Genomic DNA, 24281 nt, shown 5'->3' on the forward strand with positions numbered 1-24281 from the left:
AGGGTCCCGGACTGCATCCTTCGATGTACCGGCGGTTCGTCGCCGGCGACGACGAAACGAGCCGATCACGGCGCGAGCCTGGAGGGGTGAACCGCATCCGCCGGGAGGAGCGCGCGCCGTGATCGTCACGCTGATCGTCGTCTGCGAGGTCGGTTTCTGGGTGCTGCTGGCGGCCGGCTTGGCCGTGCGCTATCTGCTGCGGATGCCGCGTACCGGTCTCGCCCTGCTGCTGTGCGAGCCGCTGCTGGAGGTCGTCCTGCTGGTGGTCACCGCACTGGACCTGAAGAACGGCGCCGACCCGAGCGGGAAGCACGGGCTGGCCGCGCTGTACATCGGCTACACCGTCGGCCACGGCCACCGCACGGTGCGGTGGCTCGACGGCCACGCCGCCCACCGCATCGGCGGCGGCCCGCCTCCGCCGAAGCCCCCGCGCTACGGCATGGCCCGGGCCCGGTACGAGGGCCGGGTGTGGCTGGGCACGGTGACGGCCGCGGCCGTGGCGACCGCGCTGCTGCAGATCGCCATCTGGTACGTCGACGACCCCAGCCGCACGACCTCCCTGGAGAGCTGGCGGTACGTCGCCTGGCGTGCGGCCGGCATCCACGGACTGGTCGCCCTGACGTACGCCGTCTGGCCGAAGCGGGCACCGGCGGACCCGCCCGAGGTCACACCCGAGCGGGAAGGAGCACGCCGCTGAGCCGGACCCGGGTGATGCGGTGCGCCCGACCAGCCCTCAGCGCTCCCCGCCCGGCACCCACAGCACGTCCCCGGACTCCTTGTTCGCGGTCCTGGCCAGGATGAACAGCAGGTCGGAGAGCCGGTTGAGGTAGGTGGCGGTGAGCGGGTTCATCGTCTCGCCGTGCACCTCGAGGGCCGCCCACGTCGAGCGCTCCGCCCGGCGTACGACCGTGCAGGCCTGGTGGAGCAGGGCCGCGCCCGGGGTGCCGCCCGGGAGGATGAAGGAACGGAGCTTGTCGAGCTTGTCGTTGAAGCGGTCACAGTCCGCCTCCAGCCGGTCGATGTAGAACTGCTCCACCCGCAGGGGCGGGTACTCGGGGTTCTCCACGACCGGCGTCGACAGGTCCGCACCCACGTCGAACAGGTCGTTCTGCACGCGGGTGAGGACCGTGACGATCTCCTCGTCCAGAGCGCCCAGCGCGATCGCCGTGCCGATCACCGCGTTGGCCTCGTTGGCGTCGGCGTACGCGGCGATGCGCAGGTCGGTCTTGGCGACCCGGCTCATGTCCCCGAGGGCGGTGGTGCCCTGGTCGCCGGTCCTGGTGTAGATGCGCGTCAGATTGACCATGCACCCAGCGTAGTTACGCCCCGGCCGTACGGAAGACGCGTGTGCCCACTGTCACGGCCAGCGCGGTCAGGCCGACGGCGACGAGGGCGCCGTACAGCATGTGTGCGGTCGCGTAGGCGCCGACGTACGCGTCCCGCACCGCGTCGACCAGGTAGCGGAACGGCATGAGGCGGGAGAGCACGTCCAGCCAGGCCGGGCCCAGGGACATCGGCAGCATCAGGCCCGACAGCAGCATGGACGGCATGGTCAGGGCGTTGACCGCCGGGCCGAAGGTCTGCGGGGTGCTCAGCCTCATGGCCAGTGCGTACGACAGCGAGGCCAGCGAGGCGGTGAGCAGGGCGACGAAGGCGAAGCCGATCAGGACGCCGGGCAGGGGAGCCCGCAGGCCCATCGCCACCGCCGCCAGCACGAGCAGCACCGCCTGGAAGACGAAGACCGTGACCTCCCGCAGGACCCGGCCGAGCAGCAGGGCCAGGCGGCTGACCGGCGTGACGCGCAGGCGTTCCACCACCCCGTGCCCCTGCTCGACGATGATGCCGAAACCCGCGAAGGAGGCTCCGAACAGGCCGAGTTGCAGCAGCAGGCCGGGGACCAGCACCTGCCAGGAGCTGCCGGGCGCGCCGAGCGGCAGGCCGGTGAGCAGCGGGCCGAAGAAGATCAGGTACAGCAGCGGTGTCAGGACGCCGAAGAGCAGGGCGAAGCGCGACCGCAGGGACTGGCGCAGGTAGCGGCCGTAGATGAGCGCGGTGTCGTGCACAAGCATGTCGTCGTGTCCTATACGGCTACGGGGGCGGCGTCGGCCGGCTCGGCGGTGCGGCCGGTGATGGCGAGGAACGTGTCCTGGAGCGTGGCGTCGAGCGAGCCGCCGTACCGGAGCTTGAGCGCGCTGGGCGTGCCCTCGGCCACGACCACGCCCTGGTCCACGACGACCAGCCGGTCGGAGAGCGCGTCGGCCTCGTCGAGGTAGTGGGTGGTCAGGAACACGGTCGTGCCGTGCTCGTCGCGCAGCCCGCGCACCAGGTCCCACAGGCCGGCCCGGCTGCCCGGGTCCAGGCCGGTCGTCGGCTCGTCGAGGAAGAGCACCTTGGGGCGGTGGGTGAGCGCCATCGCGATGTCCAGGCGGCGGCGCTGCCCGCCGGAGAGCGCGGCGCACGGGCGGTCGAGCAGCTCGGTGAGGTCCAGGTCGCGGGCGAGTTCCACGGCGCGCTCGGCGGCCCGGGGCTTCGGCAGGCGGTACAGGCGGCCCTGGGTGACCAGCTCCTCCCGCACGGTGACCTGCGGGTCGACGCCGCCCGACTGCGCCACGTACCCGCACACCCGCCGCACCCCGGCCGGGTCGGTCGCCAGGTCGTGGCCGGCGATGGTGGCCGCACCGCCGGTGGGCGCCAGCAGCGTGGTGAGCATGCGCAGGGTCGTCGTCTTGCCGGCGCCGTTCGGGCCGAGGAAGCCGAGGATCTCTCCCTCGCGGACGGTCAGGTCGATGCCGCGCACGGCCTCGACCGGGCCGCGCCTGCTCCGGAAGGTACGGGCCAGACCGGCCGTACTGATGATGGTCATGCGCCCAGAAAAACAGAGTCATTGAAATTTTGCAACGACCCCAAGTTTTCAGTGCACACAAAGAAGCTACGATGCGGGCATGGCCGAGGGACTCAGGGAGCGCAAGAAGCGGCAGACCAGGCAGTACATCTCGGATGTCGCCACGGCGCTGTTCGTCGAGCGCGGCTTCGACGCCGTGACCGTCGCGGAGGTGGCGGACGCCGCCAACGTCTCCGTCAACACGGTCTACAACTACTTCCCCGCCAAGGAGGACCTCTTCCTCGACCGCTCCCGTGAGGTCGTGGACCGGCTCTCACGCTGGGTGCGCGGCCGGCGGGACGGGGAGTCGGCCGCTGCCGCGGTGCTGCGCGAACTGCGCGACGAGGTGGAGGCGGTCTCGCCCCGTGTGGGGCTGATGGACGGGTACGCCCGTTTCATGACGGTGATTCATGAGTCGCCCGCACTGCGCTCCCGGCTCTGGTCGATCGGCCAGGAGGTCGTCGACAACCTGGAGCACACCCTGCGCGAGGAGACCGGCGCCGCGCCCGAGGACCCCATGCCGGGCCTGATCGCCGGTCAGGTCAACTGGCTGCACCACACCGTCATGGCCGACATCGGCCGGCGCATGATGGCCGGCGGCAGGCCCGCCGAGGTCTCGCGCCAGGTGCTCGTGCTGCTGGACGAGATGGAGGAGCTGCTGAGCGAGAAGGTGCTCAACTACGCCGTACGTGGCGCGGGGTGACCCCTGCCGGTGTGATGTCCGTCATGTGAGACGTGACGCGCGTTACTTACCGGTCACACGGGCCCTCACGAGCGCTAGTGTCCGCCGGAGAAACAACAGCAGCGCGTATCAGGGGAGTCGCACAGTGGCACGGAAGCTCGCCGTCATCGGGGCCGGACTGATGGGTTCCGGTATTGCCCAGGTCGCCGCGCAGGCGGGCTGGGACGTCGTTCTGCGCGATGTCACCGACGAGGCGCTCACCCGCGGGACCGACGGCATCAAGGCCTCGTACGACAAGTTCGTGAGCAAGGGCAGGATGGAGGCGCACGACGCCGACGCCGCCCTGGCCCGGATCACCGCGACCACCGACCTGGACGCCGCGGCCGACGCGGACGTCGTCGTCGAGGCCGTCTTCGAGAAGCTCGAGGTCAAGCACGAGATCTTCCGCGCACTCGACAAGCTCGTGAAGGACGACGCCGTCCTCGCCTCCAACACCTCCGCCATCCCGATCACCAAGATCGCGGCCGTGACGGAGCGCCCGGAGCGCGTCGTCGGCACGCACTTCTTCTCGCCGGTGCCGATGATGCAGCTGTGCGAGCTGGTGCGCGGCTACAAGACGAGCGACGAAACCCTCGCCAAGGCCCGGGAGTTCGCCGAGTCCGTCGGCAAGACCTGCATCGTCGTCAACCGGGACGTCGCCGGCTTCGTGACCACCCGCCTCATCTGCGCCCTCGTCGTCGAGGCCGCGAAGCTGTACGAGTCGGGCGTGGCCAGCGCCGAGGACATCGACCTGGCGTGCAAGCTGGGCTTCGGGCACGCCATGGGCCCGCTGGCGACGGCGGACCTGACCGGTGTCGACATCCTGCTGCACGCCACCAGCAACATCTACACCGAGTCCCAGGACGAGAAGTTCGCCGCTCCCGAGCTGATGCGCCGGATGGTTGACGCCGGTGACATCGGTCGCAAGAGCGGGCAGGGCTTCTACAAGCACTGAAACCGCACACACCGCAAGGGCCATCACACCTCCGGGTGAATTCGGTCTCGGTTCGCCCATAAACGGCAACCTCCGGGCCCGCCAGGCAGTCAGAGGTTGCATCACCGGCATCGGAAACTGCACCGGAACTGCATCAGAACGCGGAGTCACCAGACGCACGCACGGGAGCGCATATGCACATCAGGGGCGACCACGCCGAGCTGGTCGTCGGGGGCCGCCTCGACGTCCGCAGCGCGGCGGACGCCCGTGCGGTCCTGCACTCGGCCGTCGACGACGGAGTCGGCGACCTGGTGCTCGACCTGTCCGAACTGGACTCCTGGGACGCCACCGGACTCGGGGTGATCATGGGGGCCCACCGGCGGGCCGGCCGCTGCGGCCGGCGGCTCGTGCTGCGCGGGGTACCGCCGCAGATGCAGCGCCTGCTGGTGGCCACCCGGCTGCACCGGATCCTGGCGATCGAGGGAGGCATCGGGGTGGAGAGCCTGCCCCGCGTGTGACGCCTTCGCACGGCTGCGCACGTGTTACCGCGAACGGGTGTGAACCGGGCGCCCGGGGAGACCCGGGGTCGGATGCCGGCGAACCGTGCGACGCGCACAATCCTCACGAGACTGTGATGTCTCGGACGGCGCGGTACCCCGGACTGTCGTAGATACTGAGCGAAGGTTTAGGGTTCGGCTGCCCGCTGCCCTGCAACCCCTGGCGGGCCCGGACCAGAAGCGACAGCGCGGTGTGCAGCAAGGCCGGGAGGGGCTACCAGCACACGACGCTTTTGGGGGGCTTGGACCTATGGACCCGAACACCCGGGGACCCGAGGAGCACGGCCACGACGGCGCCGGCCACGCGCCGCGCCAGCGCCCGCCCAGGGAATCCCTCACCTCCGACTTCGGCCAGCACGCGCCCGCGCCGGCCCGCACGGTGCAGCTCGTCACCGGCGACTTCCTGCTCACCGTCAACCCCGTCGACGGCAGCGAGATCGAGGCCTGCCCGCCCGCCGAACGGCCCGGCCCGCCCGCCAAGCTCACCACGGCCGAGCGCGCCGAGACCGAACGCGCCGCCCGCCCGCCCGTCCCGCCGGGCCCGGCCCGGCCCGCCCTGCCGCTGCTGGCCCGCCAGGACGAGCGCGAGCAGCTCGTACGTCTGCTCGCCCGCGGCCGTTCCGTACGCCTCACCGGCCCCGCCGGCTCCGGCCGCACCCGTCTGCTCGACACCGTCGCCGAGGACTGCGCGGACCTCGCCCCCGACGGCGTGGTCCGCCTCAGCGGCCACCACCGCACCGCCGACGACGTCCTGTACGACCTGTTCTACGCGGTCCACAACGCCCCCCTGCACCGGCCCGAGCGCGACCAGCTGCTCGCCTGCCTCCGCGGGATCGGCGCGGTCGTCGTCCTGGACGACCTGGAGTTCGGCGGCGCGGCCCTGGACGAACTGCTGGAGGCCACCCCCGAGTGCGCCTTCCTGCTGGGCGCCACCCCCGACGTCCCGGCCCCCTCGGCCGGCTCGGGCGTGGAGGAGGTCGTCCTGCCCGGCCTCGACCGCGCGGCCGGGCTGGACCTGCTGGAACACGCCGTCGGCCGCCGCCTCACCGAGGAGGAGGCCAACTGGGCCGGCGACCTGTGGTTCGAGTCCGAGGGCCTGCCGCTGCGGTTCGTGCAGGCCGGTGCCCTGCTGCGGCAGCGCGACCGGCTGCGCGCCGGGACCAGCGCCGTCGACGAGTTCGGCGTCTTCGAGGACGCCCGCCCGGACGACGTGGTGGGATACGGGGCCGCCGAGGGCGACGAGGTGCCGCTGCCCTCGCTCGGCGAGGCCGCCGCCCCCGCCCCGCTGCTCGCCTCCCGGCTGAGCGCCTCCGCCCGCGACACGCTGCGCTTCGCCGTCGCCCTGGGCGGCGAGGTGCCGCACCAGGCGCATCTGCCCGCGCTGGTCGGCGACACCCACGCGGACGCCGCGCTCGGCGAGCTGGCCGGCTGCGGCCTGGTCTCCCCGGTCGGCTCCCGCTACCGGCTCGCCGCCGGGGTGCTCACGCAACTGGAGGCCGCCGGGTACGCCGACGACGCCCAGGACCGGGCCCGCAGCGCCGCCCGGCACTACGCCTGGTGGGCCGGACACCCCTCCGTCACGCCCGAGCGCGTGTGCGCCGAGGCCGACACGCTGCTCGCCGCCCTCACCGCGCTGGTCCCGGCCACCACCCCGCCCGCCGAGGACGAGGAGAGCACCGCGGTGCTGCTGGCCCGTACGGCGGCGCCCGCGTTCGCCGCGGGACTGCACTGGAGCGCCTGGGAACGGGCCCTGCGGGCCGGCGCCGAGGCCGCCCGGCTCGCCGGGGACGTCGGCGAACAGGCCTACTTCCACCACGAGCTCGGCATACTCGCGCTGTGCCGCGGACAGCTCGACCGGGCCCGCGCCGAACTGGAGGCCTCCATCGGCCTGCGCGGCGCCCTCGCCGACAAGCGCGGCACGGTCGCCGGGCGCCGCGCCCTCGCCCTGGTCGCCGACCGCTCGGGCATGCCGCTCGCCCTCGGCACGCCGGCGGAGGAGGAGCTGTTCGACACCCGGCACGAGGAGCCGGCCTCGCCGCCGCGCGGCGCGCCGACGGCGTTCCCCGAGCTCCAGCCGCCCGCCGACACCGGCCTGGTCACCCACCGCGCAGCGCCCGTCCCGCCCGGCAAGGCGCCCTCGCGCAAGGCACGGGGCGGGCTGAAGGGCATGGCCCGGCGCAACCTCGTCGGGGCCGGCGCGGGTGCGCTGCTCGTCGCCGTGCTCGGCACGGTGGTGACCCTGGGCGCCACCTCCGACAACGACGCCGGCACCCCGTCCGACCATGTCGGCCCCAACCCGTCCGCCAGCCAGGGCCTCGACGACGGCAGCCTCGGCGCCGACCGGCCCGCGAAGAACGGCGGCGGCGACACCGGCGCGGCCGCCGTCCGCCCGACGGACCCGGGCCCGGACGGCACGCCGGGCACGTCCGACGACCCGACGCCGACGGCGACGGGATCGGCGGCCCCCTCGGGCACCCCGAGCGGTTCGCAGGACCCGAGCGGTCCGGCCACGAGCAAGCCGCCTACGTCCCCGAAGCCGTCGTCGACGAGCAAGCCGCCGACCTCTGATCCGTCGACGTCCAAACCGCCCACGTCCGACCCGTCGACCTCCGCGCCGACGTCCCAGCCGCCGACCTCCGAGCCGCCGTCGTCGACCCCCTCCACCTCCAACTCGGCCAGCGGCCCGGCCTCCAGCGCTCCGGTGGCCTCCAGCGCCCCGGCGCAGACGAGCAGCTCGGCGAGCGCGCCGGTCAGCGGCGGCGGTTCGCCCGGCACCTCGGACCAGGTGATCTGAGGTCTGGGCACATCAGCGGGCCGGCGGCGAGGACACGCCCGTTCCGCCGCCCGTACACACGACCGGGCCGGGTCCGTTTCTCGGACCCGGCCCGGGGTGAACGCCGTACTCCCGCTCAGAACAACCGCAGCTTGTCGTCCTCGATGCCCCGCAGCGCGTCGTAGTCGAGGACCTGGCAGCCGATGCCGCGGTCGGTCGCCAGCACGCGGGCCTGGGGCTTGATCTCCTGGGCGGCGAAGATGCCGCGCACCGGGGCGAGATGGGGGTCGCGGTTCAACAGCTCCAGGTAGCGGGTGAGTTGCTCCACCCCGTCGATCTCACCGCGGCGCTTGATCTCCACGGCCACGGTCTGCCCGTCGGCGTCGCGGCACAGGATGTCCACCGGGCCGATGGCCGTCGGGTACTCGCGGCGGATGAGGGTGTAGCCCTCGCCGAGCGTCTCGATGCGGTCGGCGAGCAGCTCCTGGAGGTGCGCTTCCACGCCGTCCTTGATCAGGCCGGGGTCCACGCCCAGTTCGTGCGTGGAGTCGTGCAGGATCTCCTCCATCGTGATGATGAGTTTCTCGCCCGCCTTGTTGGTGACGGTCCAGACGCCCTCCTCCTCGCCGGTGCCCTCCTTCAGCGTGCAGGGCGGGGACATCCAGTTCAGAGGCTTGTAAGCCCGGTCATCAGCGTGAATGGAGACGCTGCCGTCCGCCTTGACCAGGATCAGGCGGGGTGCCGAGGGAAGGTGGGCGGTGAGCCGCCCGGCGTAGTCCACGGAGCAGCGGGCAATGACGAGACGCATGGTCGGCAACGCTACTCGACGCCCCGGGCTGCACGCGATTCGCCCTGGAAAACACGTGTTCGGCGGTGGCCGATTACCGGCCCACAGGAAGTTCCCCATCTGGGGATTTTCCTGGTGCCGCCCTCCTCGGATGCTTACCTTATGAACGGGAGGTCGCGAGATGTGTACGCAGCGTGTTGACAGCGCGAACTCCCTTATCTGTCCGGCAACCCCTGCTGGTCGGGGGTGCGAGAGGAGAACCCATGTCGCTCGACGTCTCACCGGCCCTACTCGATCAGGCCGAGCGAGGCGAGGTCGACGAAGCAGCATTCGTCGACTGCGTCCGGACCTCCCTGCCCTACGCGTGGGAGATGATCAGCTCCCTGGTGGCCCAGCTGAAGGTGGACGGCGGTGACTTCGCCGACAACCAGACGCCCCCGCCGGACGAGCAGGCGCGCGGTCAGCTGCTGCGTGCGCTCGCGAGTGACGCGATACGCGGCGCGCTGCAACGGCATTTCGGTGTGCGGCTGGCCTTCCAGAACTGCCACCGGGTGGCGGTGTTCCCGCTTGACTCCTCGGTCGACGAGACGCTGGCACGTTTCACCTCGGTCCGCAGTCAGCTGCTGAACCAGTCGCCGGAACTGCGCGACTGCTGACGCAGACCTTTGTCTCCGCCGCTCCGTACCCGGGAGGTGCAGTCGGTACCGGGGCGGCAGGCTTTCCGTGACGTCCCCCGAGAGGCGCGCGTCGCTCGGGGGACGAGGGCGTCGACCCGGGCCGTCCGGCCCGCCGGCGGGTCCGGCCCCGGCCGGGTCACCTCAGGTGGGGGAGCACCTCGGCGCCGAGCCGCCGTACGTTCTCCTCGGTGGCCGCCAGGTCTCCGGAACCCTCGACGAGCAGCGCGAAACGGGAGATGCCGGTCCGCTCGCTGGTCGCCGCGAGCCGGTCGGCGCACAGCCGGGGCGGGCCCACCGGGTGCAGCCCGCAGAGCAGTTCGGTGTAGGCCAGCGGGTCGCGCATGGAGCGGGCGCGGCCGTCCACCGTGACATGGGCCTCCAGGCCCTGTTTCAGCCAGCCCGGCATCGCCTTCGTCAGCGTCTCCACCGCGTCCGTGCGCCGGTCCGCGATCTGGCAGACACCGGCCGACACATGGTCCGCGCCGTGGATCTGCTCCGCGGGCAGCCCGCACGCGCGCGCGTGCTGCCGCCACAGGGCGACCATGTCCGCCTTCTCCTCGTCCCCGACGTGCATCCCGAGCAGCATCGGCAGCCCGCGCTCGGCGGCCAGCCGCACGCTCGCCGGGGAGGTGCAGGCGACGACGACCTCGGGCCCCTGGGCCTGGGTCAGCGCCTCCGACGGCCGTGGCACGACCGGGACTTCGCGGAAGCGGAAGCGTTTCCCGTCGGCCGCCACAGAGGGCTCGCGCAGCCAGCGCACCAGCAGATCGAGTGATTCCGGGAACCCCGTCTCGTAGGCCTCCAGGCCGGTGCCGAACACCTCCAAGTCCACCCAGGGGCCGCCCCGGCCCACCCCCAGCGTGAATCGGCCGCCGCTGGTGTGGTGCAGCAGCGCGGCCTGTTCGCCGAGGGTCACGGGGTGGGTGGTGGACAGCACGCTGACCGCCGTGCCGACCCGGATACGGCGGGTGCGGCCCAGCAGCAGGGCGGCCAGGGTGACGGCCGACGGGCACGTGCCGTACGGCACGAAGTGGTGCTCGGCCAGCCAGACCGTGTCGAGCCCGGCCTCCTCGGCCACCTCGGCCGAGCGGACCGCCCGGTGCAGGGCCTCCCCCTCGCCCTGCCCGGGGAACCGGGCCGCCAACACGAAACTTCCAACGCGCATCGCTTTCCTGCTTCCTTGGCTCCGACAGGGAGCTCCCCCACAGGCATAACCGCCCGACACGTGCCGAGGACACGGCCGGGCGGCTGATTTTGCGGATTGTCTGCCAAATGGGCCGGCGGGCCGGGGAGCGCGAGGGGCTCCGCACGCCGTCGCGGGGGGTGTGCGGTGCCGGGTGGCGTACGCCTACCCCGGTCCGCGCCGCGTAGGCTGGTCGGCGACCCGGTTCCCGTACAGCCCCCGTGAGGTGTCCCGTGTCCCCGCGTCGCAACCGACCCAAGGGCGCCGGTTCGTCCGGCCGGAGCGCCGAGGACGACCGTCCCGGCCGCTACGGCGGCTGGCAGTCCTCGGAGAGCTGGCAGGGCGAGGACTGGAGCGTGCGGCACGTGGCGGGAGCGAGCGCGCGGGGCAAGTCCTATCGCTGCCCCGGCTGCGACCAGCTGATCCCGGACGGGGTGCCGCACGTGGTGGCCTGGCCGTCGTACGCGGGCGTCGACGACCGCCGGCACTGGCACAAGGCCTGCTGGAACGCGAAGGACCGCCGCACCACGCGGGTGCAGCGGTCCCGTAACGCGCCCAGGTTCTGACCCGGTTCACACGTCCCGCTTCTCCAGCAGCGCGTAGGCGCCGGCGAACGCGGCGGCGGTCACGCCGAGCATGATCCACAGGGGGTCCCAGCCGGACGGGCCGGACTGGGTGAGGGAGTTGGCGTAGAAGACGCCGAGCTGGTTCGGGATCGAGTACTCCAGCAGGAACTGGCGTACGTCCTCCAGGGACTGCGAGAACATGAACAGTGCGATCACCAGCGGGGCGAGCACCGCGCCGATCATGACGGTGATGGCGCCCGCGGAGTGCCGGATGATCGAGCCGATGGCGAGCGAGACCGTCCCCAGCAGGGCGATGTAGAGCGAGACACCGACCGTCCCCTTCAGCCACTGCTGCCCGGAGGGCGACCTGACCTCGCCCTCCAGCATCGTCACGTGGAGGAAGGCGACGAGCGAGGCGGACACCAGTGTCACCACGAACGCGACCAGGAAGAAGACGATGGCCTTGGCGGCCAGCACCCGACCCCGGCTCGGGCACGCGGTCATCGTGGTGCGGATCATGCCGGTGCCGTACTCGGAGGCCGTGGTCAGCACGCCCAGCGTGATGATGCAGATGCTGCCGAGCAGCAGGCCGAAGAAGCCCAGGCCCAGCGTGTTCTCACCGACCTCGGCGGGGTCGGACCCGGCCACCACCAGCCCGGTGAGCACCCCGATGCCGACCACGAGCAGGAGGAAGACGCCGAGCGTCCACATCGTGGAGCGCACCGACTTGATCTTCGTCCACTCCGAGGCGATCGCGTGCCCGAGATGCGTGCGCACCACCGGGATCGGCGAGGTGTACGTGGGATACGCCGAGCCGGAGGCGGGATACGGCGCACCGGGCGTGGCCTGCCAGGTGGGAGCGGCCTGGGGCATCGGGGGCTGGGGCGTGCTCATCGGGCGTCCTCGGACTTGGTCAGGTCGGTCGGGGCGGCGGACGGAGCGGCGGCGGGCGCCTGCTCCGGAGCGGACGGCGGCTCAGGAGCGGCCTGCTGGGCCGGGGGCTGCGGGGCGGGCGACTGCGCCGGGGGCTGCGGCGCCTGAGGGGCGGGCTGGGCGTACGGGTTGGCATCACCCGGGCCGTCCGGACCCGGCGTCACCGGAGCGCCGTACGGCCCGGCCGGGGCCTGCGGCGCCGGATACGGCTGCCCGGTCTGCTGGGGCGGCGGCGGGGCGTACCAGCCGGGCTGGCCCTGCCCGGGCACCGGCATCGGCGGCTGCACACCGGGCGGCAGGGGCTGCTGGAGCCCGGCCTTCTGGTCGGTGGTGGAGCGGTAGTCGACCACGCTCTGCGTCATCCGCATGTACGCCTCCTCCAGCGAGGCCTGATGCGGTGACAGCTCCCACAGCCGTACGTCGGCCTCGTGCGCGATGTCGCTGATGCGCGGCAGCGGCAGGCCGGTGACGCGCAGCGCGCCGTCCTGCTCGGGCAGCACCTGGCCGCCGGCCTCGGTGAGCGCCGTCGACAGCTTCTCGCGCTGCTGCGGCTCGGTGTCGGGGGTGCGGACGCGAGCGAAGCCGGCGGAGTTGGCCGAAATGAAGTCCTTCACACTCATGTCGGCGAGCAGTTGCCCCCGCCCGATGACGATGAGGTGGTCGGCGGTGAGCGCCATCTCGCTCATCAGGTGGCTGGAGACGAACACCGTCCGGCCCTCCGCCGCCAGGGCCTTCATCAGGTTCCGCACCCAGAGGATGCCCTCGGGGTCGAGGCCGTTGACCGGCTCGTCGAACAGCAGCACCTGCGGATCACCGAGCAGCGCGGCGGCGATGCCGAGCCGCTGGCCCATGCCGAGGGAGAAGCCCTTGGAGCGCCTCCTGGCCACGTCCTGCAGGCCGACGACCCCGAGCACCTCGTCGACCCGGCGGGCCGGGATACCGGACAGCTGGGCGAGGGAGAGCAGGTGGTTGCGGGCGGAGCGGCCGCCGTGCACGGCCTTGGCGTCCAGCAGGGCGCCGACCTGGCGGGGGGCGTTGGGCAGCTTGCGGTACGGGAAGCCGCCGATGGTCACCTGCCCCGCGGTGGGGTTGTCCAGGCCGAGGATCATCCGCATGGTCGTCGACTTGCCCGAGCCGTTCGGCCCGAGGAAGCCGGTGACGGCTCCCGGCCGCACCTGGAAGGAAAGGTTGTACACAGCGGTCTTGTCGCCGTAGCGCTTGGTCAGGCCGACTGCTTCGATCATGCTCCGCACCCATCGCAAGGTTCAGGACAGCGGGGCACACGCCCCCGTAAGGGTTAGGAGGATATCCAGGCGCTGACGGTTCCGCCCAAGAGCAGGTAAAAGGTCACGCCGGGCCGCCCCGCCCTACGCGTCGCGCTTCTTCAGCAGGAGGAAACCGCCCGCGAGCGCGGCCAGCACCCACAGCGCCATGATCCCCAGGCCGCCCCAGGGACCGTACGGCCGGTCGTCGCCGACCGGGCTGACCACCTGCATGATCGCGCTGCCGGCCTGGTCGGGCAGGTACTGGCCGACCTTCTTCGTGGCGTCGACGTTGCCGAGGATGTTGGAGACCAGGAAGAAGAACGGCATCAGGATGCCCAGCGACAGCATGGGGGAGCGCAGCATCGCGGCGACGCCCATCGAGAACACCGCGATGAGCGTCATGTAGAGCCCGCCGCCGATGACCGCGCGCAGCACCCCGGGCTCGCCGAGCGACGTGCGGTGCTCGCCCAGCATCGCCTGGCCGAGGAAGAAGGCGGCGAAGCTGGTGGCCATGCCGACGGCCAGGGCCAGAGCGGTGGCGACCGCGATCTTGCTGAACAGGAAGGTGCCGCGCTGCGGCACGGCGGCCAGCGAGCTGCGGATCATGCCGGTGCTGTACTCGTTGGACACCACCAGCACACCGAACACGATCATCGCGAGCTGGCCGAGACTCATCCCCGCGAAGCTGATGAACGTCGGGTCGAACTCGGACCGGTCCCGCGCGCTCATGTTGTCGAACTCGTGCTTGGACAGGGCCGAGATCAGCATGCCGAGGGCGATGGTGACCACCACCGCCAGGGAGAGCGTCCACACCGTGGACGCCACGGAACGGATCTTGGTCCACTCCGACCGGATGACCTGGGTCGCCGCCATGCTCAGCCCTTCCTCCAGCCCTCGCCCCACTGCTGCGCGGGAGCCTGTGCGTGTGCGTGGTACTCCACCGACTCCGCGGTCAGGCGCATGAACGCCTCCTCCAGCGAGGCCTGTTGCGGGCTCAGCTCGTGCAGGGTGATCTGGTGCCGCGCCGCCAGCTCCCCGATGTGCTCGGCCTTGCCGCCGCTCACCTCCAGCACCCCGTCGCCCGTCTGCACGGCCGTGATCCCGGCTTCGTGCAGCGCGTCCAGCAGCCGCTCCCGCTGCGGGGTGCGGATCCGTACGTACGAGCGTGAGTTGCGCTCGATGAAGTCGGCCATGGACGTGTCCGCGAGCAGCCGCCCCTGCCCGATGACGACCAGGTGGTCGGCGGTCAGCGCCATCTCGCTCATGAGGTGGCTGGAGACGAACACCGTCCGGCCCTGCGCCGCCAGGGACTTCATCAGCGTGCGGATCCAGTGGATGCCCTCGGGGTCGAGGCCGTTGACCGGCTCGTCGAACATCAGGATCCGCGGGTCGCCGAGCAGCGCGGCGGCGATGCCCAGCCGCTGCCCCATGCCCATCGAGAAGCCCTTGGTCTTCTTGCGCGCGACCGCCGTCAGCCCGACCGTCTCCAGCACCTCGTCCACCCGCTGCCTGGGGATGCCGTTGCTCTGCGCCAGGCACAGCAGGTGGTTGTAGGCGCTGCGCCCGGGGTGCCAGGCCTTGGCCTCCAGCAGGGCGCCGATGGAGGTGAGCGGGTCCTTGAGCTGGTCGTAGTGCTTGCCGTCGATGCGGACGTCGCCGGCGGTCGGCCGGTCGAGACCGAGGATCATCCGCATGGTCGTGGACTTGCCGGCCCCGTTCGGTCCGAGGAAGCCCGTCACGATGCCCGGTCTGACGGTGAAGGTCAGGTTGTTCACCGCCACCTTCTCGCCGTACCGCTTGGTCAGCCCCTCCAGCTCGATCATGCCGCCCACGCTAGAACGCGACGAAGCCCTCTGCCACCGCAGTGGCAGAGGGCTTCGCGATGCTCAGGCGGTTTTCAGCCGCCGTATCCCGGGGTGTTACCGGGACTGCTGGGCCGGGACCCCGCGGGAGATCGGCTCGTCGTCCGTGGACGGCGTGCCGGCCGCGGCCACCGCCGCGCCGGTGAGCGTGGCGAGCATCTCGCGCACGTTCGTCAGCTGGGCGTTGATGGAGTCGCGGCGGTTGGTGAGCGCCGCCAGCTCGCGCTCGGATTCCGAACGGATCCGGTCGGCCTTGGCGTTGGCGTCGGCCACGATGTCCTCGGCCTGGCGCTGGGCGGTCTCCACCGTCTGGCGGGCACGGCGCTCGGCGTCGGTGCGCAGCTTCTCGGCCTCCAGGCGCAGCTGCTCGGCGCGGTGCTCGATCTCGGCCAGGCGCTTCTCGGCCTTGGCCTGACGGGACGCCAGGTCGCGCTCGGACTGCTCGCGGCGCTTGGCGAGGTTCGTCTCGAAGTCCGCGGCGGCCTGCGCGGCCTTGGCCCGGGTCTCCTCGAAGAGGGCGTCCGCCTCCTCGCGCTTGGACTGCGCGTCCTTCTGGGCCTCGGCCCGCAGCTGGGCCGCGTCACTCTTGGCCTTCTCGACGATCCGCAGGCCCTCGTCCTCGGCCTTGGCCTTGCGCTCGGCGGCGTAGGACTCGGCGTCGTTGCGCACCTGCTGGGCGGCCGACTCGGCGAGCTCGCGGTGCTGCTCGGCCGCGCGCCGGGCCTCCTCACGCAGGTCCTTCGCCTCTTCCTCGGCGAGGCGGAGGATCTTCTCCACACGCGCGCCGAGACCCGCGTAGGACGGCTCGGCGTCGCTGATCTGGGCCTGTGCGTTCTGCGTCTCGAGGTGGAGCTCCTCGATGCGCTTCTCCAGAGCGGTGATGCGGGCGAGAGCGCTGTCACGGTCGGAGACGAGCTTGGAGATACGTTCGTCCACCTGAGCGCGGTCGTACCCACGCCGCACAAGCTCGAAGCCGTAGGGGGAAGTGTCGCTCATGGGGTTCCTGTCGAATGAGACCGGTGAGGTGATAGGTGGAATCCTAGGGGCCGAAGCGGTGTGTCATCGAGCGGATGCGCGTTTGATCTGGAGAATGACACCCCTTTTGAGTGGCTAACCCGTGGATAGCTTGCCAAAGACTTGGTCAAAGGCCCCAGCAGACACCGGATTCACCCCTTCGCGCTAGCTTTCTGACGATTTGCCACCCGATCGGGTTGCGCCCGCCGTGGCCCCCGCCTTGACCCCGTTGTCCTTGCCGGCCGACGGCGCCTCGAAGGACTCCAGCGCCTCCAGGACGTCCTGGACCCGGGAGATCTCGGCGTTGATGTCCTCCCGGCGGCGCACCAGGATCTCCAGCTCGCGCTTGCCCTCCTCGACCGTGCGCCGGGCCTCGCGGATCGCCTCGGCCTTGAGCTCCTCGGCCTCCTTGATGAGGGTGGCCTTCTTCTGCTCGGCCTCCTTCAGCAGGCCCTCGGCCTTCTTCACCGCGGCGATCCGGACCTTGCCCGCCTCGGAGTTGGCCTCGGAGACGATCTCCTTCGCCTTCGCCTCGGCCTTGGCGAGCTGCTCCTCGGCGGCCTTGATCAGCGCGTCGCAGCGGTCGCCGGTGGACTTCATCGTCTCGGCGGCCTCCCGGCGGGCCCGCTCGTGCAGCTCCTCGATCTCGCTGGTGATGCGGTCGCGCAGCTCCTCGGCGCGCTCCCGGATCTGCGTGGCGTCCCGGCGGGCACCGACCAGCAGCTCGTCGGCGTCCGTACGGGCCTTCTCCACCAGGGAGTTGCCCTCCACGGTGGCCTCGGTGACGATCCGGTCGGCCTCCTTGCGGGCCGCGCCGACCATCGTGTCGGCCTGCGCCTCGGCGTCCGCGGTGGTCTTCAGGGCCTGCTGCTGCGCCTCGGTGAGCAGCTTGTCGGCCTCCGCGGTGGTCTGCGTGATGAGCTTGTCCACCTGCTCGGCCGCCTCGCTGCGCCGCTTGTTGGCGTCCTTGCGGGCCTCGTCCAGGGTGCGCTCGGCCTCCTCGCGGGCGGTGGCCACCAGCCGCTCCGCCTCCGCCTCGGCGTCGGCCTTGACGCGCTCGGCCTCGGTGCGGACGCGCTCGGCGTGCGCCTGCGCGGAACCGACCGTCTCGGCGGCCTCGGCGCGCAGCCGCTCCGCCTCCGCGGTGGCGTCCTCGAGCAGCTGCTCGGCCTGGGCGACGGACTCCGTGCGCAGCCGCTCGGCCTCACCGGCCGCCTCGCCGCGCACCCGCTCGGCCTCGGCGAGCGCCTCGGTGCGCACGCGCTCGGCCTCCGCGACGGTCTGCGAACGCAGCCGGTCGGTCTCGGCGATGGTCTCCGAACGCAGCCGGTCGGCCTCGGCGACGGTCTCCGTGGTGAGCCGCTCGGCCTCGTTGCGCGCCTCGGAGATGAGGGTGTCCGCCTGCTGCGCCGCCTCCGAGCGGATGCGGTTGGCGTCCTCGCGGGCGTCCGCCCGGGTGCGCGCGGCGGCCTGGTCGGCCTCGGCGAGCGCGTCGGAGGCCTCCGTACGCACCCGCTGGGCGTGCTCGGCGGCATCCGTACGGATCCGCTCGGCCTCCGCGAGGGCCTCGGACATCGTGCGCTCGGCGAGCGCCGTGGCGGCCTCCGACTCCTCCCGGGCCTGCCGGCGCACCCGGTTGGCGTCCTCGGTGGCCCGCTCCCGCTCGGCGTAGGCGTCGGTGCGGACCCGGTCCGCCTCCTCCTCGGCCTCCCGGCGGGTGCGCTCCGCGGCGTGCTCGGCGGCGGACCGCAGCCCGGCGATCTCCTCCTGGGCCTGTTCGTGCAGCCCGGCGACGGAGTCACGGACCTGCTGGGCGTGCTGCTCGGCGGCCGAGACCATCTCGGTGGCGCGCCGGTCGGCCTCCTCGACCAGGCGCACCGCCTCGGCCTCGGCCTCCTCCACGCGCTTGCGCGCCGAGGCCAGCAGCTCCTCGCTCTGCTCGCGGGCGCGTTCACGCTCCTGGTCCGCCTCCTGCCGGGCGGAACCGAGGAGTTCCTCGGCCTCGCGGCGGCGCCGGACCGCCTCCTCCTGGGCGGCGGCCAGTGTCTCGGACGCCTCGGTGGCAAGCCGCTCGGCGGCGGCCTGCGCCTCGGCGCGGACCCGGTCGGCGGTCTCCTGCGCCTCCGACTTCAGCCGCTCGGCCTCGGCCGCGGCCTCCGAGCGCAGACGTACGGCGATCGCCTCGCCCTCGGCGCGCGAGGCCGACGCGTCGGACGCCGCCTCGGTGCGCAGCCGGTCGGCCTCCTCCTCGGCCTGCCGGCGCAGCGTACGGATCCGCTCGGCGGCCTCGGCGCGCAGCCGCTCGGTCTCCTCGGCGGCCTCCCGGCGGATCCGGGACGCCTCCTCGCGGGCCTCGGTCAGCGCCTGCTCGGCGGCCGACAGCCGCTCCTCTGCCTCCTTCTGGAGCCGCGTCAGCTCCTCGGCGGCCTCCGCCTGCCGGGCCGCCATGGCCCGCTCGGTCTCCTCGCGCAGCTCGCGCGCGGCCCGCTCGGCGTCGGCCTTGAGGGCCTCGGCCTGCTCGACGACCTCCTCGCGGTGCCGCTCGGCCTCCTGGCGGGTGCGCTGGAGGGTCTCCTCGGCCTGCCGGCGCAGCGTCGTGGCGCGCTCGATGGCCTCGGTACGCACCTTCTCGCTGTCGCTCTGGGCGGTGGTGCGCAGTTCGTCCGCGTCGGCCTTGGCCTTGGCGAGCAGTTCCTCGGCGGTCTTGGCCGCCTCCTCGATCTGCGCCACGGCCTCCTTGCGGGCCTCGGCGCGGATCTTCTCGCCCTCTTCGACGGCCTCGGCGCGCAGCTGCTCGGCCTCGCCGCGCAGCCGGCGGGCCTCCTCCTGCAGCTCGACGGTCTTGGCGCGGTACTCCTTGGTGTCGTCCTTCGCCGCGCCCTTGAGCTGCTCGGCGATGTCGTGCGCCTCGGCGCGCAGCCGGTCCGCCTCGGCCTCGGCCTCCTTGCGGATCCGCTCGGCCTCCTCGGCCGCGGCCTTGGTGGTCTTCTTGGCGTCCTCGGAGGCCTTGTTGAGCACCTCCTCGGCGGTCCTGGCCGCCTTGGACAGCTGGGTCGCGGCCTCCTCGGCGGTGATGCTGCGGGCCTTCTCGGCGGCCTCGGCGAGCATCTTCTCGGCCTCGGCGCGGGCGTCGGCCACCAGCTGCTCGGCCTCCGCCTTGGTGGCCTCGGCCTCCTTGGTGGCCTCCTCGACCAGCCGGGCGACCTGCTCCTTGGCCGTACGCGTACGGGTCTCGTTGGCCGCCTCCGCGGTGGCGAGCGCCTTGGACGCGGCCTCCTTCGCCTCCGCGACCAGCTTCTCGGCCTCGGAGCGGGCCTCGCGCAGCGCCGCGTCGGCCTCGGCCATGCGCTGCTCGGCGGCCCGGCTCAGTTCCTGGGCCTGGCGGCGCGCGGCCTCCGACTCGGTGACCGTGGACGTCCGCAGCTGCTCTGCGTGGTCGGTGGCCTCCTGGGCCTGCGTGGAGGCGGCGTTCAGCAGCCGTTCGGCGTCCGCGCGGGCGCGGCGCAGCAGCTGCTCGGCCTCCGCGCGGGCCGCCTCGGCCTCGCTCTGCAGCCGCTGGCGGGCCTCCGCGGTCAGCCGCTCGGCCTCCGCGCGGGCCTGGGCCAGGGCCTGCTCGGCCTCGGCGCGGGACTCCTCCAGCAGGCGGCGGGCCTGCTGCTCGGTGCGGGCGCGCAGCTGCTCGGCCCACGCCACGTTCTCGTTGACGTGCGACTCGACGGTCTGCCGGCGCTCGGCCAGCTCCTGGTCCAGCTGCTGGCGCCGGGTCACGGCCTCCTGGTGCAGCTCGGCCTGGAGCCGGGCGGCCTGCTCGGCGTGCTCCTGGAGGATGCGCTGGGTCTGCGCCCGGGCTTGGCTCAGCTCCCGCTCTGCGTCCGCGCGGATCTGGTCGGCCTGCATCTGCGCGTTGCGCAGCAACTGCTCGGCCTGCCAGCCGATGTCGCCGCCGTCGAACGCGGGCCGGGACATGATGGTGCGCCGCGCCTCGTGCAGCTTGGCGCGCAGCACCTCGACCTGGTAGCCGAGGTCCTCGGCGTGCTGGATCGCCTTTTCCCGCTCGGTCTTCAGCCGCTTCATCTCGGCTTCGAACCGAGAGAGGTGGTCGACGTCAGCCGCCGGCTCTCGCTCCTGGCTCTCGTAGCCCCGCACTGCGCGGTCCCATCCGTCCCCTGGTCGCAAGTCTCTCCAACGAGCTCCGTCCATCCGCCGAACGGGGCCCCCGGGGAATGGTGTCAGATCAACGGCGGAGCATGGGCTGCTGCCCCCGCGCTCGTCCCCCGAAACCCGGTCCCCGGCGGTCCCGCCATCCGTGACGGCAGGACCGGGTCACCCTGGATTGAGCGGCGACCGCACCCAACCCTACCGGCCCTTATGTACGAGGGTCAGTGCTCAGTCGTCTCAACAGGCGCGGAAGTGACCAGTTCGGTGAGAACGCCGTGGCAGTCCTTGGGGTGCAGGAAGGTGATCCGTGACCCCATGGAGCCGCGCCGGGGCTCTTCGTACAGGACGCGGACGCCCTTGTCGCGGATGGCGGCGGCGTCGCCGTCCACGTCGGCGGTGCCGAAGGCGATGTGGTGGACGCCCTCCCCGTTCTTGGCGAGCCACTTGGCGACGGTGGAGTCCTCGCGAATGGGTTCGAGCAGCTGGAGGTACGAGGATCCGCCGTCCGACGTATCGTTGATCTTGAGCATGGCCTCGCGCACGCCCTGCTCCTCGTTGACCTCGGTGTGGAACACCTCGAAGCCGTACGTTTGCTTGTAGAACTCGACGGTGGCGTCGAGGTCGTGGCAGGCGATTCCGATGTGGTCGATTCGCGTCAGCATGGATTCAGTGCAGCGCCGATGCGGTGGTTACGCAACGTGCGCGCGATCACACCGACAGCCCGGTGACGGGGCGGAGTACCGGTCAGTACATTCGAAGTAAACCCTCGTTCACTCCTCGGCTGTGCAGGCCGGTAAGGGGATCGCAGCTCATGTCTTCTGGAACATCCGGTACGACCGGTTCCGTGATCGTCGCGGGCGCTCGTACGCCCATGGGACGGTTGCTCGGCTCGCTGAAGTCCTTCTCCGGAGCCGACCTCGGCGGCTTCGCGATCAAGGCCGCCCTCGACCGTGCGGGGATCGGGGGCGACCAGGTGCAGTACGTGATCATGGGCCAGGTGCTGCAGGCCGGGGCGGGGCAGATCCCGGCGCGCCAGGCCGCGGTCAAGGCCGGCATCCCGATGAACGTCCCGGCGCTCACCATCAACAAGGTGTGCCTGTCCGGCCTCGACGCCATCGCCCTGGCGGACCAGATGATCCGAGCGGGTGAATTCGACGTGATCGTCGCCGGCGGCCAGGAGTCCATGACCAACGCCCCGCACCTGCTGCCGAAGTCGCGCGACGGGTTCAAGTACGGCGCCGTCCAGATGCTGGACGCCATGGCGTACGACGGTCTGACCGACGCCTTCGAGGGCATCGCCATGGGCGAGTCGACCGAGAAGCACAACACGCGGCTCGGGATCGGGCGCCAGGAGCAGGACGAGATCGCCGCCCTGTCGCACCAGCGGGCCGCCGCCGCCCAGAAGAACGGCATCTTCGAGGCCGAGATCACGCCGGTGGAGATCCCGCAGCGCAAGGGCGACCCGGTGCTGTTCAGCAAGGACGAGGGCATCCGCGGGGACACCACGGTGGAGTCCCTGGCGAAGCTGCGGCCGGCCTTCTCCAAGGACGGCACGATCACGGCGGGCTCGTCCTCGCAGATCTCCGACGGTGCCGCGGCCGTCGTGGTGATGAGCAAGGCCAAGGCCCAAGAGCTCGGCCTGGAGTGGATCGCCGAGATCGGGGCGCACGGGAACGTGGCCGGGCCGGACAACTCGCTGCAGTCCCAGCCGTCCAACGCGATCCAGCACGCCCTGAAGAAGGAGGGGCTGGAGGTCGCGGACCTGGACCTCATCGAGATCAACGAGGCCTTCGCCGCCGTGGCGGTGCAGTCAATGAAGGACCTCGGGGTATCCCCGGAAAAGGTGAACGTCAACGGCGGCGCCATCGCGCTGGGTCACCCGATCGGGATGTCCGGTGCTCGTATCGTGCTGCACCTGGCGCTGGAGCTGAAGCGGCGCGGCGGCGGCATCGGCGCGGCGGCGCTGTGCGGTGGCGGTGGCCAGGGCGACGCGCTGATCGTGCGGGTGCCGAAGGCCTGACGCGGGCGTCTTCTCGACCGACCTTCTCGTGAACGGAGCTGTGATGCAGGACGTCTCCACGCTGGTGGCCCAGGCCAGGGAGGGGCGGCCCCGGGCCGTGGCCCGGCTGATCTCCCTGGTGGAGGGGGCGTCCCCGCAGCTGCGGGAGGTCATGGCGGCCCTCGCCCCCTTGACGGGCGGGGCGTACGTGGTCGGGCTGACGGGCTCGCCCGGCGTCGGCAAGTCCACCTCCACCTCGGCGCTGGTGACGGCGTACCGCAAGCAGGGCAAGCGGGTCGGGGTGCTGGCGGTGGACCCGTCCTCGCCGTTCTCCGGCGGCGCGCTGCTCGGTGACCGGGTCCGCATGTCGGAGCACGCCTCCGACCCCGGCGTCTACATCCGCTCCATGGCGACGCGGGGCCACCTGGGCGGCCTCGCCTGGGCCGCGCCCCAGGCGATCCGGGTGCTGGACGCGGCGGGCTGCGAGGTGATCCTCGTGGAGACGGTGGGGGTGGGCCAGTCCGAGGTGGAGATCGCCTCGCAGGCGGACACGAGCGTGGTCCTGCTGGCCCCCGGCATGGGCGACGGCATCCAGGCCGCCAAGGCGGGCATCCTCGAGATCGGTGACGTCTACGTCGTCAACAAGGCCGACCGGGACGGCGCGGACGCGACCGCGCGCGAGCTGAACCACATGCTCGGGCTGGGCGAGGCGCGCGGCCCGGGCGACTGGCGCCCGCCCATCGTCAAGACGGTGGCCGCGCGGGGCGAGGGCGTCGACGAGGTGGTGGAGGCCCTGGAGAAGCACCGCGCCTGGATGGAGGAGCGGGGCGTGCTCGCCGAGCGCCGCCTGGCCCGCGCGGCCCGCGAGGTGGAGACCATCGCGGTGACGGCCCTGCGCGAGCGGATCGGGGACCTGCACGGGGACCGGCGCCTCGGGGCGCTGGCGGAGCGGATCGTGGCGGGTCAGCTGGATCCCTACCGGGCGGCGGACGAACTGGTGGCGGGCCTGACGGGCACCTCCGGGAGCTGAGCGGCACCCGGCCCTGCCGGGGACGCCGGCAGGGCCGGGCGGCTGCGGCCGGACAGCCCGCCGTCGGCACGCTGGTCGGCGTGGCCGTAGCTGGCGCGGTCCCCGCGCCCGGCTTCACCGACGCCGGTGGACCGGCCGCCCCGCACGGCGTTCCGCCGCACGGTGTTCTCCAGGGCGTTCTCCGGGGCTGCCCCACTTCTCCCGGCGGCCGTGCGTGGAGGTGGCCGGGTGCTGTCCTGGCCGGTTGCTCAGTCGTCGTCCGGGTCGTTCGAGTCGTCCGCGCGGTCCGCCGTGACCTTTCCGGTGTGCGGGTCGACGTGCCAGTCCTGCTCCGCCCCGCCGGAGGCGCGCGTCTCCAGCTCCCAGGACGTGGTCCTGCCTTCCTCGTCCAGGTCGACCGACGTCACCGTGCCCTTGCCGGCGACGGCCTTCGCGGCCTCGGCCGCCGTCACGGACGTGCCCTTCAGCGCCGCCCGGAGCTGAGCCGTGTCGTCCTCCCGCTCGGCCTGGGCGCCGAGGACCCTGCCGCTGTGCGGGTCGACCCGGACGCTGTGCCGGGCGTCGCCGCCGGACAGGACGTCGACCTGCCAGGTCACCTCGCCGGTGTCGTCCTCGTCGTCCAGTTCGGCGGAGACCGCCGTACCGGGGGTGTGCTCCAGCGCGGCGGCGATGGCCTGCGGGGCCGTCACCTCGGTGGCGGACGGCCGCGGGTCGTCGTCGCGGCCGCTGTCGTCGTCCCGCGCCTCGTCGTCCCGCACCTCCTGGTCCGACAGCCGCGCGTCCGCGTGCCGCGCCGTGGGGCCGCCGCCGTCGCCGCCGGTGACCGCGAGGGCCGTGGCCGTACCGCCTCCGATCAGAGCGGCGGCCGTCACCGCGGCGATCACGATGTTGCGCTTCATGCGGATTCCTCCCGAGTCGCTTGGTTTTCGACGTCTTCAATC

22 protein-coding genes are annotated in these 24281 nt (G+C 72.3%); 9 read left to right on the plus strand and 13 right to left on the minus strand.

Annotation, left to right across the window (positions count from 1 at the left end; translation table 11 throughout):
* The first annotated feature begins 118 nt into the window (after window positions 1-118).
* Window positions 119-697 (plus strand): hypothetical protein, encoded by a 579-nt coding sequence (locus AB0K80_RS30345; protein WP_365675161.1) that lies wholly within the window; start codon window positions 119-121, stop codon window positions 695-697.
* A gap of 36 nt (window positions 698-733) precedes the next feature.
* On the opposite strand, the gene AB0K80_RS30350 is transcribed toward AB0K80_RS30345, so the two are convergent.
* Genes AB0K80_RS30350 through AB0K80_RS30360 form a run of 3 tightly spaced genes read right to left on the minus strand, consistent with a single transcriptional unit; the run spans window position 734 to window position 2863 of the window.
* A complete protein-coding gene (locus AB0K80_RS30350; RefSeq protein WP_365675163.1) occupies window positions 734-1306 on the minus strand; it encodes a cob(I)yrinic acid a,c-diamide adenosyltransferase in 573 nt (190 codons plus the stop codon).
* Window positions 1307-1319: 13 nt separating this feature from the next.
* Window positions 1320-2069: an ABC transporter permease gene (locus AB0K80_RS30355; protein ID WP_365675165.1), complete on the minus strand. Its 750-nt coding sequence runs from the start codon at window positions 2067-2069 to the stop codon at window positions 1320-1322.
* Window positions 2070-2080: 11 nt separating this feature from the next.
* Entirely contained in the window at window positions 2081-2863 is a 783-nt protein-coding gene (locus tag AB0K80_RS30360; RefSeq protein WP_365675167.1) for an ATP-binding cassette domain-containing protein, read from the minus strand.
* A gap of 79 nt (window positions 2864-2942) precedes the next feature.
* Between AB0K80_RS30360 and AB0K80_RS30365 the strand changes: the two genes are divergently transcribed.
* The 4 genes from AB0K80_RS30365 to AB0K80_RS30380 all read left to right on the plus strand — a co-directional run bounded on the left by AB0K80_RS30365 (window position 2943) and on the right by AB0K80_RS30380 (window position 7887).
* On the plus strand, window positions 2943-3584 hold the full coding sequence (locus AB0K80_RS30365) for a TetR/AcrR family transcriptional regulator (RefSeq protein WP_365675169.1): 642 nt from the start codon (window positions 2943-2945) through the stop codon (window positions 3582-3584).
* A 124-nt stretch (window positions 3585-3708) separates the two neighbouring features.
* On the plus strand, window positions 3709-4557 hold the full coding sequence (locus AB0K80_RS30370) for a 3-hydroxyacyl-CoA dehydrogenase family protein (RefSeq protein ID WP_365675171.1): 849 nt from the start codon (window positions 3709-3711) through the stop codon (window positions 4555-4557).
* A 173-nt stretch (window positions 4558-4730) separates the two neighbouring features.
* On the plus strand, window positions 4731-5054 hold the full coding sequence (locus tag AB0K80_RS30375) for an STAS domain-containing protein (protein WP_365675173.1): 324 nt from the start codon (window positions 4731-4733) through the stop codon (window positions 5052-5054).
* Between the two features lie 289 nt (window positions 5055-5343).
* Window positions 5344-7887 carry an ATP-binding protein gene (locus tag AB0K80_RS30380; protein ID WP_365675178.1) on the plus strand — a complete coding sequence of 848 codons (2544 nt, stop codon included), beginning with the start codon at window positions 5344-5346 and terminating at the stop codon, window positions 7885-7887.
* 115 nt (window positions 7888-8002) lie between these two features.
* Here the strand turns inward: AB0K80_RS30380 and nucS are convergent, their stop codons facing one another.
* On the minus strand, window positions 8003-8674 hold the full coding sequence (gene nucS / locus AB0K80_RS30385) for an endonuclease NucS (RefSeq protein WP_365675180.1): 672 nt from the start codon (window positions 8672-8674) through the stop codon (window positions 8003-8005).
* A gap of 242 nt (window positions 8675-8916) precedes the next feature.
* Between nucS and AB0K80_RS30390 the strand changes: the two genes are divergently transcribed.
* Window positions 8917-9309 carry an SCO5389 family protein gene (locus AB0K80_RS30390; RefSeq protein ID WP_365675182.1) on the plus strand — a complete coding sequence of 131 codons (393 nt, stop codon included), beginning with the start codon at window positions 8917-8919 and terminating at the stop codon, window positions 9307-9309.
* 157 nt (window positions 9310-9466) lie between these two features.
* On the opposite strand, the gene AB0K80_RS30395 is transcribed toward AB0K80_RS30390, so the two are convergent.
* The gene (locus AB0K80_RS30395) at window positions 9467-10495 is read right to left on the minus strand and encodes an LLM class flavin-dependent oxidoreductase (protein ID WP_365675184.1); all 1029 of its coding nucleotides are present in this window, start codon (window positions 10493-10495) and stop codon (window positions 9467-9469) included.
* A 251-nt stretch (window positions 10496-10746) separates the two neighbouring features.
* Between AB0K80_RS30395 and AB0K80_RS30400 the strand changes: the two genes are divergently transcribed.
* Complete coding sequence (locus tag AB0K80_RS30400) at window positions 10747-11079, plus strand: ATP/GTP-binding protein (protein ID WP_365675186.1); 333 nt, start codon at window positions 10747-10749, stop codon at window positions 11077-11079.
* Between the two features lie 6 nt (window positions 11080-11085).
* On the opposite strand, the gene AB0K80_RS30405 is transcribed toward AB0K80_RS30400, so the two are convergent.
* The 7 genes from AB0K80_RS30405 to mce form a co-directional block, all read right to left on the minus strand.
* Window positions 11086-11973, minus strand: coding sequence for an ABC transporter permease subunit (locus tag AB0K80_RS30405; protein WP_365675188.1), 888 nt, complete (start codon window positions 11971-11973; stop codon window positions 11086-11088).
* A complete protein-coding gene (locus AB0K80_RS30410; protein WP_365675190.1) occupies window positions 11970-13256 on the minus strand; it encodes an ABC transporter ATP-binding protein in 1287 nt (428 codons plus the stop codon). Before AB0K80_RS30410 ends, AB0K80_RS30405 begins: the two co-directional genes overlap by 4 nt.
* 123 nt (window positions 13257-13379) lie before the next feature.
* A complete protein-coding gene (locus tag AB0K80_RS30415) occupies window positions 13380-14150 on the minus strand; it encodes an ABC transporter permease (RefSeq protein WP_365675192.1) in 771 nt (256 codons plus the stop codon).
* A gap of 2 nt (window positions 14151-14152) precedes the next feature.
* On the minus strand, window positions 14153-15100 hold the full coding sequence (locus AB0K80_RS30420) for an ABC transporter ATP-binding protein (RefSeq protein ID WP_365675193.1): 948 nt from the start codon (window positions 15098-15100) through the stop codon (window positions 14153-14155).
* A 96-nt stretch (window positions 15101-15196) separates the two neighbouring features.
* A complete protein-coding gene (locus tag AB0K80_RS30425; RefSeq protein WP_365675194.1) occupies window positions 15197-16135 on the minus strand; it encodes a cellulose-binding protein in 939 nt (312 codons plus the stop codon).
* Between the two features lie 183 nt (window positions 16136-16318).
* On the minus strand, window positions 16319-20299 hold the full coding sequence (gene scy, locus AB0K80_RS30430) for a polarized growth protein Scy (RefSeq protein WP_365675195.1): 3981 nt from the start codon (window positions 20297-20299) through the stop codon (window positions 16319-16321).
* Window positions 20300-20532: 233 nt separating this feature from the next.
* Window positions 20533-20973 (minus strand): methylmalonyl-CoA epimerase, encoded by a 441-nt coding sequence (gene mce, locus AB0K80_RS30435; RefSeq protein WP_365675196.1) that lies wholly within the window; start codon window positions 20971-20973, stop codon window positions 20533-20535.
* Window positions 20974-21122: 149 nt separating this feature from the next.
* On the opposite strand from mce, the gene AB0K80_RS30440 reads away from it, so the two are divergent.
* Window positions 21123-22331 (plus strand): acetyl-CoA C-acetyltransferase, encoded by a 1209-nt coding sequence (locus tag AB0K80_RS30440; RefSeq protein WP_365675198.1) that lies wholly within the window; start codon window positions 21123-21125, stop codon window positions 22329-22331.
* A gap of 43 nt (window positions 22332-22374) precedes the next feature.
* A complete protein-coding gene (gene meaB / locus AB0K80_RS30445) occupies window positions 22375-23340 on the plus strand; it encodes a methylmalonyl Co-A mutase-associated GTPase MeaB (protein ID WP_365675200.1) in 966 nt (321 codons plus the stop codon).
* Between the two features lie 248 nt (window positions 23341-23588).
* Here meaB and AB0K80_RS30450 read toward each other — a convergent pair whose 3' ends face one another.
* A complete protein-coding gene (locus tag AB0K80_RS30450) occupies window positions 23589-24239 on the minus strand; it encodes a PepSY domain-containing protein (protein WP_365675202.1) in 651 nt (216 codons plus the stop codon).
* Between the last annotated feature and the right edge of the window lie 42 nt (window positions 24240-24281).

Source organism: Streptomyces sp. NPDC052682 (genome assembly GCF_040678435.1).
Taxonomy (GTDB): domain Bacteria; phylum Actinomycetota; class Actinomycetes; order Streptomycetales; family Streptomycetaceae; genus Streptomyces.

What these genes read in the sequence shown, in the direction of transcription:
- AB0K80_RS30350 (WP_365675163.1), bottom strand. Translation starts at nt 1,306, where the DNA reads ATGGTCAATCTGACGCGCATCTACACCAGGACCGGCGACCAGGGCACC.
- AB0K80_RS30355 (WP_365675165.1), bottom strand. Translation starts at nt 2,069, where the DNA reads ATGCTTGTGCACGACACCGCGCTCATCTACGGCCGCTACCTGCGCCAG.
- AB0K80_RS30360 (WP_365675167.1), bottom strand. Translation starts at nt 2,863, where the DNA reads ATGACCATCATCAGTACGGCCGGTCTGGCCCGTACCTTCCGGAGCAGG.
- AB0K80_RS30365 (WP_365675169.1), top strand. Translation starts at nt 2,943, where the DNA reads ATGGCCGAGGGACTCAGGGAGCGCAAGAAGCGGCAGACCAGGCAGTAC.
- AB0K80_RS30375 (WP_365675173.1), top strand. Translation starts at nt 4,731, where the DNA reads ATGCACATCAGGGGCGACCACGCCGAGCTGGTCGTCGGGGGCCGCCTC.
- AB0K80_RS30380 (WP_365675178.1), top strand. Translation starts at nt 5,344, where the DNA reads ATGGACCCGAACACCCGGGGACCCGAGGAGCACGGCCACGACGGCGCC.
- nucS (WP_365675180.1), bottom strand. Translation starts at nt 8,674, where the DNA reads ATGCGTCTCGTCATTGCCCGCTGCTCCGTGGACTACGCCGGGCGGCTC.
- AB0K80_RS30390 (WP_365675182.1), top strand. Translation starts at nt 8,917, where the DNA reads ATGTCGCTCGACGTCTCACCGGCCCTACTCGATCAGGCCGAGCGAGGC.
- AB0K80_RS30395 (WP_365675184.1), bottom strand. Translation starts at nt 10,495, where the DNA reads ATGCGCGTTGGAAGTTTCGTGTTGGCGGCCCGGTTCCCCGGGCAGGGC.
- AB0K80_RS30405 (WP_365675188.1), bottom strand. Translation starts at nt 11,973, where the DNA reads ATGAGCACGCCCCAGCCCCCGATGCCCCAGGCCGCTCCCACCTGGCAG.
- AB0K80_RS30410 (WP_365675190.1), bottom strand. Translation starts at nt 13,256, where the DNA reads ATGATCGAAGCAGTCGGCCTGACCAAGCGCTACGGCGACAAGACCGCT.
- AB0K80_RS30415 (WP_365675192.1), bottom strand. Translation starts at nt 14,150, where the DNA reads ATGGCGGCGACCCAGGTCATCCGGTCGGAGTGGACCAAGATCCGTTCC.
- AB0K80_RS30420 (WP_365675193.1), bottom strand. Translation starts at nt 15,100, where the DNA reads ATGATCGAGCTGGAGGGGCTGACCAAGCGGTACGGCGAGAAGGTGGCG.
- AB0K80_RS30425 (WP_365675194.1), bottom strand. Translation starts at nt 16,135, where the DNA reads ATGAGCGACACTTCCCCCTACGGCTTCGAGCTTGTGCGGCGTGGGTAC.
- mce (WP_365675196.1), bottom strand. Translation starts at nt 20,973, where the DNA reads ATGCTGACGCGAATCGACCACATCGGAATCGCCTGCCACGACCTCGAC.
- AB0K80_RS30440 (WP_365675198.1), top strand. Translation starts at nt 21,123, where the DNA reads ATGTCTTCTGGAACATCCGGTACGACCGGTTCCGTGATCGTCGCGGGC.
- meaB (WP_365675200.1), top strand. Translation starts at nt 22,375, where the DNA reads ATGCAGGACGTCTCCACGCTGGTGGCCCAGGCCAGGGAGGGGCGGCCC.
- AB0K80_RS30450 (WP_365675202.1), bottom strand. Translation starts at nt 24,239, where the DNA reads ATGAAGCGCAACATCGTGATCGCCGCGGTGACGGCCGCCGCTCTGATC.